General features: G+C 36.2%; 16 protein-coding genes and 2 tRNA genes. 12 read left to right on the forward strand and 6 right to left on the reverse strand.

All coding sequences use genetic code 11. The annotated features are described in order from the left end of the window. Positions 1 to 77: 77 nt before the first annotated feature. The gene (locus tag B0I22_RS09270; protein ID WP_133944381.1) at positions 78 to 581 is read left to right on the forward strand and encodes a GNAT family N-acetyltransferase; all 504 of its coding nucleotides are present in this window, start codon (positions 78 to 80) and stop codon (positions 579 to 581) included. After that, on the forward strand, positions 571 to 1,044 hold the full coding sequence (locus tag B0I22_RS09275; RefSeq protein ID WP_133944382.1) for a GyrI-like domain-containing protein: 474 nt from the start codon (positions 571 to 573) through the stop codon (positions 1,042 to 1,044). Before B0I22_RS09270 ends, B0I22_RS09275 begins: the two co-directional genes overlap by 11 nt. A 3-nt stretch (positions 1,045 to 1,047) precedes the next feature. Here B0I22_RS09275 and bcp read toward each other — a convergent pair whose 3' ends face one another. Beyond that, positions 1,048 to 1,494, reverse strand: coding sequence for a thioredoxin-dependent thiol peroxidase (bcp, locus tag B0I22_RS09280; protein WP_133944383.1), 447 nt, complete (start codon positions 1,492 to 1,494; stop codon positions 1,048 to 1,050). A gap of 35 nt (positions 1,495 to 1,529) precedes the next feature. Between bcp and B0I22_RS09285 the strand changes: the two genes are divergently transcribed. Next, positions 1,530 to 2,156, forward strand: coding sequence for an endonuclease III domain-containing protein (locus B0I22_RS09285; protein WP_133944384.1), 627 nt, complete (start codon positions 1,530 to 1,532; stop codon positions 2,154 to 2,156). On the opposite strand, the gene B0I22_RS09290 is transcribed toward B0I22_RS09285, so the two are convergent. After that, on the reverse strand, positions 2,153 to 2,749 hold the full coding sequence (locus B0I22_RS09290; RefSeq protein WP_133944385.1) for an HPP family protein: 597 nt from the start codon (positions 2,747 to 2,749) through the stop codon (positions 2,153 to 2,155). The two genes, B0I22_RS09285 and B0I22_RS09290, sit on opposite strands and share 4 nt — an antisense overlap. A gap of 4 nt (positions 2,750 to 2,753) precedes the next feature. Beyond that, a complete protein-coding gene (locus B0I22_RS09295) occupies positions 2,754 to 4,553 on the reverse strand; it encodes a DUF885 domain-containing protein (protein ID WP_133944386.1) in 1,800 nt (599 codons plus the stop codon). Positions 4,554 to 4,776: 223 nt separating this feature from the next. Here B0I22_RS09295 and B0I22_RS09300 point away from each other — a divergent pair, with 223 nt between their 5' ends. The 9 genes from B0I22_RS09300 to B0I22_RS09340 all read left to right on the forward strand — a co-directional run bounded on the left by B0I22_RS09300 (position 4,777) and on the right by B0I22_RS09340 (position 10,152). After that, the gene (locus B0I22_RS09300; RefSeq protein ID WP_133944387.1) at positions 4,777 to 5,235 is read left to right on the forward strand and encodes a hypothetical protein; all 459 of its coding nucleotides are present in this window, start codon (positions 4,777 to 4,779) and stop codon (positions 5,233 to 5,235) included. Between the two features lie 72 nt (positions 5,236 to 5,307). Further along, positions 5,308 to 6,237 carry a ferric siderophore ABC transporter substrate-binding protein gene (locus tag B0I22_RS09305; protein ID WP_246022179.1) on the forward strand — a complete coding sequence of 310 codons (930 nt, stop codon included), beginning with the start codon at positions 5,308 to 5,310 and terminating at the stop codon, positions 6,235 to 6,237. Positions 6,238 to 6,338: 101 nt separating this feature from the next. Beyond that, positions 6,339 to 6,980 carry a MotA/TolQ/ExbB proton channel family protein gene (locus B0I22_RS09310; RefSeq protein WP_133944388.1) on the forward strand — a complete coding sequence of 214 codons (642 nt, stop codon included), beginning with the start codon at positions 6,339 to 6,341 and terminating at the stop codon, positions 6,978 to 6,980. A gap of 1 nt (position 6,981) precedes the next feature. Beyond that, positions 6,982 to 7,611 carry a hypothetical protein gene (locus B0I22_RS09315; RefSeq protein WP_133944389.1) on the forward strand — a complete coding sequence of 210 codons (630 nt, stop codon included), beginning with the start codon at positions 6,982 to 6,984 and terminating at the stop codon, positions 7,609 to 7,611. Positions 7,612 to 7,631: 20 nt separating this feature from the next. Continuing rightward, a complete protein-coding gene (locus B0I22_RS09320) occupies positions 7,632 to 7,874 on the forward strand; it encodes a hypothetical protein (RefSeq protein WP_133944390.1) in 243 nt (80 codons plus the stop codon). 50 nt (positions 7,875 to 7,924) lie between these two features. Further along, positions 7,925 to 9,163, forward strand: coding sequence for a bifunctional folylpolyglutamate synthase/dihydrofolate synthase (locus B0I22_RS09325; protein ID WP_133944391.1), 1,239 nt, complete (start codon positions 7,925 to 7,927; stop codon positions 9,161 to 9,163). A 44-nt stretch (positions 9,164 to 9,207) separates the two neighbouring features. Next, a tRNA-Val gene (locus B0I22_RS09330) sits at positions 9,208 to 9,282 on the forward strand. Positions 9,283 to 9,316: 34 nt separating this feature from the next. Next, positions 9,317 to 9,391 (forward strand) — tRNA-Val (locus tag B0I22_RS09335). 296 nt (positions 9,392 to 9,687) lie between these two features. After that, on the forward strand, positions 9,688 to 10,152 hold the full coding sequence (locus B0I22_RS09340) for a VanZ family protein (RefSeq protein ID WP_133944392.1): 465 nt from the start codon (positions 9,688 to 9,690) through the stop codon (positions 10,150 to 10,152). Here B0I22_RS09340 and B0I22_RS09345 read toward each other — a convergent pair. Genes B0I22_RS09345 through B0I22_RS09355 form a run of 3 tightly spaced genes read right to left on the reverse strand, consistent with a single transcriptional unit; the run spans position 10,127 to position 12,411 of the window. Then, complete coding sequence (locus tag B0I22_RS09345) at positions 10,127 to 11,029, reverse strand: glycosyltransferase family 2 protein (protein ID WP_133944393.1); 903 nt, start codon at positions 11,027 to 11,029, stop codon at positions 10,127 to 10,129. The genes B0I22_RS09340 and B0I22_RS09345 overlap by 26 nt on opposite strands. Further along, a complete protein-coding gene (locus B0I22_RS09350) occupies positions 11,026 to 11,991 on the reverse strand; it encodes a glycosyltransferase family 9 protein (protein WP_246022180.1) in 966 nt (321 codons plus the stop codon). Before B0I22_RS09350 ends, B0I22_RS09345 begins: the two co-directional genes overlap by 4 nt. Beyond that, the gene (locus tag B0I22_RS09355) at positions 11,992 to 12,411 is read right to left on the reverse strand and encodes a SufE family protein (protein ID WP_133944394.1); all 420 of its coding nucleotides are present in this window, start codon (positions 12,409 to 12,411) and stop codon (positions 11,992 to 11,994) included. Positions 12,412 to 12,430: the final 19 nt, after the last annotated feature.

Here is a 12,430-nt window from a genome sequence, read left to right on the forward strand (position 1 = left end):
TTGTCAGTCTGAGGTTCTCGAAAACATATAAAAATTCAAAAATCTTCAGATTTTTACCCTTGTAAATTAAAACCGATATGAAGACCTTCGAAACCGAAAGATTGACAATGAAACTTGCAGATTTGGAAGATGCAGATTTCTTCTTGGAATTATACAATATGCCGTCATTTATCAAACATATTGGGGACAGAAATATTCGCACAAAAGAAGATGCGGAACAATACATCAAAACCAAATTCCGACCTCACATTGAAAAATTAGGCTATGGAAATTATGTTGTGATTCACAAAGAACTCAATAAAAAAATTGGTGCAGTTGGCGTATTTGTTCGAGACGGGATTGAAGTTCCAGATATTGGATTTTCTTTCTTTCCAGATTTTGAAGGAAAAGGTTTTGCTTATGAATCAGCTTCGAAACTGAAAGAATTAGTAGCTGAGAATTTTGGATTGACAAAAATCTCTGCAATGACTACCAATGAAAATACTTCTTCTCAGAAATTGATTGAAAGATTGGGATTAAAGTTCCAAAAATATGTGATTTTCCCTGATGACAATGAGGAATTGAGATATTATGAAAATTAATTTACCTCATCGAATCGAAATCATCGAATCAAAAAAATTGATTGGATTTAGTATTATAACTTCTTTCCAAGACGACAAAACACCAATTGTCTGGCGAAAATTTATGATGAGAAAAAATGAAATTACCAATCGAATTTCTGACCAACTAATTTCCCTTCAAATTTATCCTAAGAATTTTACGCCTAATCAATCTTTCAAAAAATATGCTTTGGCTGAAGTTTCTGATTTCGATAATCTTTCCGAAGAATTTGAAACACTTGAATTAAAGAGTGGAAAATATTTAGTTTTTAATTACACAGGAAAAGCGGAAAATGGACCAGAAATTTTCGGATATATTTTTCAAAATTTCATTCCAGAAAATCAATTTGAGGTTGATGACAGACCACATTTTGAGATTTTCGATGATGATTATAATCCACAAAGCGATTCTGCTGAAGAAGAGATTTGGATTCCGATAAAGTAATTATTAGTCCAAAATCTGCGAAGCGTGGTCTTTCGTCTTCACTTTATCGATAACCTGAATACAAATTCCGTTTTCATCAAAAACAAAAGTTGTTCTTACGATTCCCATAAATTCTCTTCCCATAAATTTTTTCAACTGCCAAACTCCGAATTTGTTAATCACATCGTGGTTTTCATCGGCAATCATATCAAAAGGCAATTCATTTTTCACGGCGAAATTCTTTTGACGTTTTACAGAATCTGCACTTATCCCAAGTAACTGAAAACCTTTCTTTTTCAACACCGAATAATTATCTCTCAAATTACAAGCCTCCGCCGTACAACCTGGCGTCCTCGCTTTTGGATAAAAGAAAACAACGAGTTTTTTGCCTCTCAAATTTTGAGAATCGACTGGTTCTCCGTTTTGATTTGTTCCGATAAATTCCGGTAAAGAATCGCCAAGCTTCAACATAATTTCTATTTTTGTACGACAAAGTTACCATCAAAATGACGAAAAAGCAAAGAGCCCAGATTGTTCAGGAAGAATTAGAAAAATTATACCCCGAAGTTCCGATTCCGCTGGAGCACAAAGACGTTTATACTTTGATGGTTGCGGTGGCGCTTTCTGCCCAAACGACAGACAAAAAAGTGAATCAAATCACGCCAAAACTTTTTGCAGTCGCTGACACGCCTGAAAAAATGGCAAAGTTGAGCTTTGAAGAAATCCGAGAATTGATTAAAGAAATAGGATTAACCAATTCTAAAGCGAAAAATCTGAAAAAAATGGCGGAAGTGCTGGTCGAAAAATATAATTCGGTTGTTCCTCAGACTTATGAAGAATTGGAAGGTTTGGCTGGTGTTGGTCACAAAACGGCTTCTGTTGTGATGAGTCAGGGATTTGGTTTTCCCGCTTTTCCGGTTGACACGCATATCCATAGATTGATGACACAATGGAAATTGACATCAGGGAAAAATGTTGCCGAAACCGAACGCGATGCAAAAAATCTTTGGGACGAAAGTGTGTGGAACAAATTGCATCTTCAAATCATCTTTTACGGACGAGAATATTCACCAGCACGAGGAAATAAGGAAAGAGATTTCATTCCTAAATTATTGTTTCCAGAGAAAGTTTAATCTTTCTTTTTCAACATCCGTCTCATATGAACATATTTGGATTGACGAATTTGATGCGGATATTTTCTCCCTTTTGGAATGTTATTGAAAATCAAAGCCACAATTAATAAAATCAATGCGCCACTCAAAACCGGCGACAACGCATACCAATATCCCAATTCCTGAATTTTCTGTGCTGGAAGAACCGCAATCAAAGCTGTTGCACCGCCTGGTGGATGCATTGTTTTTGTGATTTGCATTACAACTATCGATGAAGCAACTGCAATAGAAGCGCTTAACCAAAGAATATCTGGTAAAAATTTATACGCTGTAACGCCGACCAAAGCTGAAAAAACGTGTCCGCCAATCAGATTTCGTGGTTGGGCTAAAGGACTGTTCACCGCGCCATAAATCAAAACACTGGATGCTCCGAATGAACCAATTAGAAAAACATTTTCAATCTCTGAAAAATGTTGAGACTGTAAAAAAGCAATCAATCCAATTCCGAAAAAAGCCCCAAGAAATGACCAAAGATGGTCTTTGAAATCAACAAGAGTTTCTTGATAAAAAATATACTGAGTTCGCTTGAGTCTTCTTTTTAATTGCTTCTTCATTAGATTATTTCACATTTTTTGCCCAAAGATCCATTTTTCTTTCCAAAACTTCCAAAGGCAGACAACCTTGGCTCAAAACTTCGTCGTGGAAAGATGCGAGATTGAATTTTTTACCTTGTTCTTTTTGATACTTGTTTCTTAATTCTCTGATTTTCATCGCACCAGTTTTGTAACTCAACGCTTGTCCAGGCATTGCCATATAGCGCTCCACTTCTGCCGTTGCTCCGGCTTCGTCATAAGCGACATTGCTCAGGAAATATTTGATGGCTTCCTCGCGAGACATTTGACCAGTGTGAATTCCTGTATCGATGACTAAACGAACAGCACGCAACATCTCATCACTCAAAGAACCCATTTTTTGATACGGATCGGTGTAAAGTCCGAACTCTTGCCCGAGCGATTCGCAGTACAAAGCCCAGCCTTCACCATAAGCGCCAATCCAACTGAATCTCATAAACTTAGGCAATTTCAAATTTTCCTGTTGAAGCGAGATTTGATAATGATGACCGGGAATCGCTTCGTGAAGAAACAGAGATTCCATCCCAGAAGTGACATTGAATTTTGATGGGTCTGGAATTGGCATATAGAAAATCCCGGGACGTTTCCCATCTGGACTTCCTTGCACGTATTCTGCGCTGGCACTTGCTTCGCGGTACTTTTCGGTTTGTCGGATTTCGAAAGGACTTTTAGGCGTCACGTTGAACATTGTTTTCAACTTCGGCGTGATTTTATCTAATATGGATTGAAAACCAGCCAACACTTCTTTCGAGGTTTTGTAGGGCATAGCTTTGGAATCGGTTTTTACGAAGTTTAAAAATTCTTCCAAAGAACCTTTGAAACCAACTTGATTCTTCACTTTTTCCATATCACTTCTCAGTCTTTCCACTTCGGCAAGTCCTGTTTTGTGGATTTCGTCTGGCGTTTTGCTTGTAGTTGTCCAGCTTTTTACATAATAATTGTAAATATTACTGCCATTTGGTAAAGCATTGTAACCATTTGTCATTCTGGATTTTGGCAAATATTCCTTTTCTAAAAATTCTGCCATCTTGAGATAAGCTGGAATCAATTTATTTTTAATAGCGTCTTGATATAACTTAGAATATTTGTTGGCTGTTACAGGATTGAAAGTTTTGGGAAGCGTTTTTATCGGACCATAAAAAATATTTTTCTCGATTTCGAAAGTCGTTATTTCTTCCGCTTTCATTTGGGGAATCATTTTTATCACTAATGATTTTGGCAGAACGACATTATTTTTGATTCCTAATTTGAAATTCTCGATTGCAGAATCCATCCAAACAGGAAATTCATCTACCCTTTTCAACCAATTGTCATAATCTTTTTCGGTTTTGAATGGTTGAATCCCTGTTCCGCTTCCCAACATCGGAAAAGTCAATGGCAAACCTTCGAACTGTGTAAAAGGAATGTATTCCGGATGATAGGCGTAGCGTTCCTGCTTATCTATCAATGTATATTCTAAAACATCGAAAATCACTTTTTGATTATCATCCAAAGCATCATAATCGATTGATTTTAATTGAGTTTGTACCGAATTGTAAAACGCAATTTCCTTTTGAATAAAATCTTGACTTAGATTATTTGGCAAAAGGTCATTGTATCTTTCATCGCCTTGTGAAGTAGCTTCCAGAGGATATAATTTCAAATATTCTTCATAATATTTTGAAGCAATGGTGTCCAGATTTGCAGTGGATGATTCTGTCACTTTCATCATTGGAGAATCGCCTTTTTTGCAAGAACTCGTGAGAAGAAGGGCAACAAAAGCTATAATGGTGTAAAAAGATTTCATTGTGAAAATTTTAAGCAGTGTAAAGATAATATTTTAATGTTTATAAATGATTGACCCCAATTTTTAAGAGGAGTCATTATTTTAGATTAACACAATATCAACAATTGTATCAAAATCTGTGATAATAATTAAAAATAATGTACAAATATTTCTGTACTTCATTCTATTTTTTATCTTTGTTAATCAATTTAAAATTATCACTTCATAATTTATTATCCTTATAATGAAAGGAATATTAAAGATTTACCATCCAGAGGAAACTCTGAAGTATTTTATCAAGAGCACATACTGCAAATCTGTTTACATCAATTCGCAGAACTTTTTGGAAGTAGAAATCATCACAGATGACGCTTTGGATCACGTGGACGATGATTCTTTACAATACAACTTCCCCCAATTATCATTGGATGTTATCGAGTTTCCTGTAACGACTTCTGAGTTGGAAGGGCAAACTTTTCTTGTAGAAGACACAGACGATGAGGTTTTTACAGAAGTTGACCTTTTTGATGACGAGGATGCTTTCTTGTTTGAAAACGAATTGACCTTCGATAAAAATGAATCGGGCGACCTCCAGCTATGTTGGAAAGGAAACATCACAGATTTCTACACCGGATCCGAAAATCCAATCCCTTTCAAATTAAAATGCCACTTCCGTCCGGACGAGATAGAAGTTGACGACTAATTTTTTCAGGAAATAATATTTATATTTACGAATCGTTATAAAATTAATTTATAACGCAAACAAGTTTTTCCTATGTATCAGGATCTGGATGATATTATTTTCGAAGACCGACATAAGGCTTATGGTGCTTATGAATTCCGCAAGCATTATGAGTTCACGCTTACCAAAGCTTTGGTGGTGGGAATTTTTATTTTCTCGGTTCTATTTTTTCTTCCAACGTCCTTCATCAAACCAACAAAACAAACCGCAGTCAATAGCGAAAAAATCATCCCGATTGATATGACAGAAATGCGTATCAACTATGGTGACAACACAAACGGCAAAGGCTTGGAAGAACCAAAAGAGGAAGAAGGTAGTCCTGCGCCAATCGTAGAAAAGAAAGAGGAAAAAGAAGTGGTGGCAGAAGTTGCAAAAGCGTCTAAAGAAAAAGCAGAAAAAGACATTCCTGAAAATACAGTTCCTATCCCAACCCGAACAAAAAATCCGCCAGTAGCCACAAAAAAATCTACTGAAAAATCTAATTCAACTGCCGTTGCAAATTCTACAAAAACAACCACTGCAAAAACCACTGCAAAAGGTGACATCAAAAAAGAAAATGCAACAGGCGACGGACGAGGAAACGCAGCGATTGGAAATCTACTGAAAGGACGAGGAACTAAATCCGGTTCTCAAGGCAACGGAACTGGACCTGGAAATTATGGCGATCCACTTGGTGGCGATGGCGACGGAAACAGCTTAATTGGAATCGATAGAAAGTTAACTGGCTTTATCCCCGGAACAATGGGAAGAGGTGGCGCACAACCCAACCACGACTGCCAAGCCAGCGGAAGCATCACCATTTCTTACACAGTCGACAAATCCGGAAAAGTAACATCTGCCAGACGACAAAGCGGAAACTCCGACCCTTGCCTCAGCAGCACAGCCGTAAGCTGGGTAAAGCAATATGTAAAAGCGGAAGCTGCGAATGTGGCATCCAAAGGAACTTATAAAATAACTTTTTAAAACTCCTTTTAATAATAATTTTCAGGATTTTTTTTCGAAATCTGTCCTGATAAATACTTTTGTAATTCATAAATTTGAACCTGTAAATAATTAATAAAACTATGGCAAATCAAAATATTTCTGTTTGGGAATTCCTTTTTGGTGGAGGCTTACTAAGCGTTTCTCTTATCATCATCTTAATATTCTCAGGAATTGCGGCCATCGTTTTCTTTGCTCAGAAATTACTTGCCCTCAACAAAGAAAATAGAGTTGATCCTTATTTACTTAAAAATGTGAATGACTTGCTGAATGACGGTAGAATACAATCTGCCGTAGATTTTTGCAGAAGAGATAACTCTCCAGAATCCAGAAGCGTAGAAAAAGGGCTTTCACGACTGGGAAGACCAGTGAGCGAAATCTCCAACGCCATGGAAACCCACGCACAGATAGAACTCAACAAAGCTGAAAAAAACATTAGCTATCTCGCCACACTTTCTGGAGCAGCGCCAATGCTAGGACTTCTGGGTGGTATTTTGATTTTGGCTTCGACGTTTGGAACCTTGTCAAAAACGGATGTTGCAACTTCTCAAAATCTTTTGGCTGGAGACTTCTACAAAGCTTTGGCGCCGTCTGCAGTTGGATTGATTGTGGGGTTTTTATCTTATGTTTTTCATAATATTTTGGTCGCAAAAGTAGATTATCTTTTAATGAAAATTCAGTACCACACCAATGAATTTTTAGACATTATCAACAAACCTTCTTAAGATGGAATTCCGAAGAAGAACGAAAAAATTGTCTGGGTTGCCAATTGCGTTTTATGCCGTTGTGCTGTTGTTTTTTGTGCTTTTATTTTCGTTTAATTCGGCTTACTTCAAAGTTCCAGAACAACCGAAGCCTGTTATTGCAGAAGTTCCAGAAATAAAAGTTGAACCTAAAACAGACTCCGTTGTAAAACCAGAAATATACGTTCCTGATGTTGAAGTTTTACCAGCAGACACGGCTTCAATTGCCAAGGAATCAACACCTCTGAAAGAAGAAAAAAAGGAAACAGCTGAAGATAAAAAAATCGCCAAAAAAGACGAGAAAAAAGAAGCTGCAACCACAGATTCCAAGGACGACAAAATTACCAAAATAGGCAAAGACAGAATCTTAACGGGATTCATTCCTGGAACGATGGGAAAAGCTGGAAAATTGCCTACTCACAATTGCAAAGCCAAAGGCCAGCTCGTAATGTTCATAACGGTTGACAAAGCTGGAAACGTAACTTCCGCAGGAAGAAGCAGCGGCATCAAAGATGCTTGTAATGTGACTGCAGCTGTGATCTGGACAAAGAAATATGTGAAGGCAAAAAAATCTCAGAACATTTCTCAGGGAACTTACACGATTGTTTTTTAATGATTCAGACTTAATTATTGATGAAAAAATTCAAGAAAATTTTCATTTTAATTATCCTTTCTTTAATAGGAGCCATACTGATTGGTAGTCTTGTAATTATTATTTTATTGACAATAATTCCATCAAGGGACAGCGAGGGGCATCCAATAATGCCAATATTTCAAATGTTAGCAGGTTGGTTTTGTGGAATCATTAGCATTCCTTTGTTAATTTGGTTAGGATATAAAAAATTATTGAATTTCAAAACCAAGCATGATTCTTAATTTTGATGATAATGAAAATTCTATTTCCAGAATATTTGTAATAATTGCCTATGACTTCACAAGATTATAACGAAGCCGTAGAATGGCTTTTCGCCCAGGCGCCTAATTACCAAAGAGACGGATCTTCGGCATATAAACCCGGACTTGAAAACATTAAAAAGCTCTGTGCTTTATTCGGGAATCCGCAGGACAAAATCAAAACAATCCATATTGGCGGAACCAACGGAAAAGGTTCTACGAGCAATATGTTGGCTTCGGTTCTTCAAGAATCGGGTTACAAAATCGGGCTTTATAATTCGCCGCATTTGGTTGATTTCACGGAACGAATCAAAGTGAATGGTGAGAATTGTGACAAAGAATTTGTTTACAATTTCATCCAGAAATTAAAAGAATTACCGAGCGAAATCCAGCCTTCTTTTTTTGAATTCACAACCATAATGGCTTTTGAATATTTTTATCAAAAAAATGTTGATTATGCAATCATCGAAGTTGGTCTGGGAGGAAGATTGGATTCTACCAATATCATCAAACCGTTAGTTTCAGCGATTACGAATGTTCAGCTTGACCATCAAGACCTTTTGGGAGAAACGATTGAAGAAATTGCATTTGAAAAAGCTGGAATCATTAAGGAAAACATTCCTATAATTTCTGGAGATGAAAAAGATGCGGTAAAGGAAATCATCATCAATAAAGCAAAACAACAGAATGCTAATTTCATTGATGCAACAACAATTGAAAGTTTTTTAGAATCTGATCTTAAGGGAAAATATCAAAAGAAAAACATCCGAGTGGTTTTGGCTTTGGTAGATGAATTGAAAAAGCAAGGTTTAAAAATAACGGAGGAAAATATAAAATCAGGACTTTTGAATGTCTATAAAAACACAAACTTCATCGGACGTTGGTTTGAGTTTTCACAGAATCCTTTGACGATTTGTGATACTGGCCACAACAAAGCTGGTTTGGAAGAGGTTTTCAATCAATTAAAAGATTATTCTCAACATAAACATATCGTTCTTGGTTTTGTAAATGAGAAAAAAATTGATGAAGTTTTGGAAATTTTGTCCAAAAATGAAAACTATTATTTTGTGAAACCAAACGTCAACCGAGGTCGAAATCCGGAAACTTACGAGGAACAGTTGAAAAAAAGTGAAATTAATTACAAAATTTTTCAAAACGTCCAGGATGGTTATCTTTCTGCAAGACAGAATTGTAAAGTGGGCGAAATGATTTTTATTGGCGGAAGTAACTTTGTGGTTGGAGATTTTTTAGAAAAAAATTTGTTGATTTAGTAATAAGTTGTATATTTGCACCACTCAAAACGGTAACACGTTGCGGGCTCTTAGCTCAGTTGGTTCAGAGCATCTGGTTTACACCCAGAGGGTCGGGGGTTCGAATCCCTCAGGGCCCACAAAAAGGATACTGAAGCCTTTAAAAAAATTTCAGGGCTCTTAGCTCAGTTGGTTCAGAGCATCTGGTTTACACCCAGAGGGTCGGGGGTTCGAATCCCTCAGGGCCCACAAAAATCTCTCAGGAAACTGGGAGATTTTTTTGTTTAAAAACACTATTCAGTTTTCTTAAACTGTTACTCCTTTGAGAATTTTGTACATTTTCAAACATATAACTCTTAAAATTTTCTTAATTAATTAACTCCTATTTAACATAATAGTTAAAGTTTTTATAATAAAGTTAATCACTTGTTTAATTATTCAATTAAGGAAAGGTTTTTGATGTGAGTTCGTGATAAAAAAATTTTTAATCATACTCTATGGCTTGGAAAACTCTTTTTTATTACTAATCCTCAAAAAGGAAACCTATGAAAAGATATTATGCGGTGTTGATTGCTTTTTACACTTTTTTCTTACTTTACATGATGTTCTATGGCTGTGGAAGGCACCCGGAATATGGTTTTTTGCAACTTAATCCATTTCAAAGCATCAAATATTTTTTAAATTATCATCAGTTTTTTTCTCATAAATTTCTGGTAAATATTGTTGGAAATATTTTGGTATTTATTCCATTTGGTTGGCTGGGAATTCTGGACAAGCGTCTTGGCAATTTGCCAGTGCTTTGCTTTCTGTTTATCTCGTGGATTTCTGCGATAGAACTTACACAATATTACACAGCTCGTGGAACTGCCGATGTAGATGATGTTTTTCTTAACACGTTTGGGATGCTGATTGGATATTCTCTACTGAAAATTGCAACTTGGCTGAATGTCGCCAATATCCGATTGGAACTGAATTATGAGCCTTTTAAGACTTATTCATATAATAGATAAGTTGCCCCAATTTATAAAAATCAAGAGCTTTTAGAGAGGCATTTCCTCCTAAAAGCTTTTTCGTTATATAAGATTTTGACCATTTATAAATCAAATTATAAATGAAAATTCCACCGGTTTTTTTTAGAATTAAATAAGCTTTTGCCAATCTGATCTGAGAAACTCTCTGGAAATTATTATCATTTTTAATGAGTTGGGCTAAGCTTTTTGCCGATTGATCAGCCTTGGAAAGAAAAACTACATTTGTTTCTACATCATTATTGAAAATCGGATTGTCAATATGGTCGATTTTGATTTGACAGTCTTGTAAATCTTTTGAGAAAACCAAATCTTCGTAGCCGTACTGCGTAATTCCCTCATTGAAAGGAACTTTTTCAAGAATAGATTTCTTAACAACGAAATTATTGGTCTGAAAATCCAAGTAAGGCGCTTTCAAACGCTGACTGACTGGCAAATTTTCTCTCTCAGTGGCAAACTTCCATCTAAGTCCGTATTCAGAATCTGGCTTCTCTTCACTCACTTTTCTTCCGCCAAATATGACATCGGGATTTTTAGTTTTAATAAAATCTATGTAATTTTTGAGAAAAATTTTGCTAATGATTTTCCCATCGCAATCTAGGAAAAGTAAATATTCGGATTGAGCATATTTTAAAAATAGGTTTCTGATTTTGGATCGTCCGATATTTTTATCAAGGAAAATAAATCGGCTGACTTTTGCCTGTAGATTTTCATTAATACTAATAAACTCCCGATTAGAAGCATCATCGATTAAAATGATTTCCGCATCTAAATTTTCGGAACTAATTTGACTTTGAAGGTCATTTACCAATTCATTGACATCAAAATTAAAAACAGGAATACAAATACTCAGCTTCATATTCTGTCGATAATTTTCTGGATGTTCAATTCTTCCAAACAAGCATAATCGCCTCGAAAACATTCCTTATCGCCGAAAACAGAGCAAGGTCTGCAAGACAGATCTTTGACGTGGACAATGTCATCTTCACTTTGTCCATAACCTAAAAAGCCCGCAAAATGATGCGTGGAACCCCAAACCGAAACGCATCGAGTTCCCATCAAACTTGCCAAATGCATATTCGCGGAATCCATAGAAATCATCAGTTCAAGTTCTGATATTTTAGTAAGTTCTTCTTTCAAGGACAATTTTCCTGACAAACTTTGTGTGTTTGGGATTTGTTTTTCCCAATTGTTTAGAATTTCATTCTCTTCTTTTCCGCCTCCAAAGAAATAAACTTTATGAGTTCTGGCGAGAATGCGAGCCAATTCAAATGACTTTTCTAAGGGCATCATTTTACCTTTGTGCTGGGCAAAAGGCGCAAATCCAATATCTTTCTTATTGTTGTATTGAGTTCTTAATTGATGTGACAATTCCAGCCTAAATCCCATTCTCCGGAAAACATCGGCATATCTTTCTACGGTTCTTTTGAGAGGAAATTTGTCGAGATTCCAGACGTTGGTAAGTTTCTCCTTCTCCTCTTTTCCTTTATCAATCTGAAAAACTTTGAAACCGTGGCGGAAAAAGATTGAATTCACCATTTTCGTTCGGATAACATCATGAAGATCAGCAACATAATCCGGATTGAAATTTCTGATGAGCTGTCTCGTTAGTTTTCTAATTCCAAAAACGCCTTTGTAATCATCAAAATTAATTCCGTGGAACTTCAAACGGGGATGTTTGTCAAAAAGATCTTTGAAATTATCACGACTTATGAAAATAATTTGCACATCCGGATTCTGCTCCAGAAACTCGACACAGACAGGAACAGTCATTGCAACGTCGCCAAATGCGGAAAAACGATATGCTAAAATAGTCTTCACCTACTTCTTTAGTTGAAATGCGACTGCGTAAAATTTGATTTGCTTGGTCATCGCCATCAAACCGTTTGCTCGTGAAGGCGAAAGGAATTCCTGCAAACCGATCTTTGAAATGAAATCAAAATCAGAATCCAAAATCTCCTGCGTCGAATGTCCACTGTAAATTCTCACCAACAGTGAAGCAATTCCTTTGGGCAGAATCCCGTCAGAATCTGCATTGAAGAACAATTTCCCATCCTTGTGCTCAGCATCAATCCAAACTTTTGATTGACAACCACGTATGAGATTTTCGTCCGTTTTTTTATCATCGGGAAGTCCTTCCAACTCTTTTCCGAGATCGATGATGTACTCGTACTTCTGTTCCCAATCTTCCAGGAAGGCAAATTCTTCGATTAATTCTTGTTGATTTTCTTTGATTGTCATTCAGAGATTTTATTTGATT

Source organism: Epilithonimonas xixisoli, assembly GCF_004365655.1.
Lineage (GTDB): Bacteria > Bacteroidota > Bacteroidia > Flavobacteriales > Weeksellaceae > Epilithonimonas > Epilithonimonas xixisoli.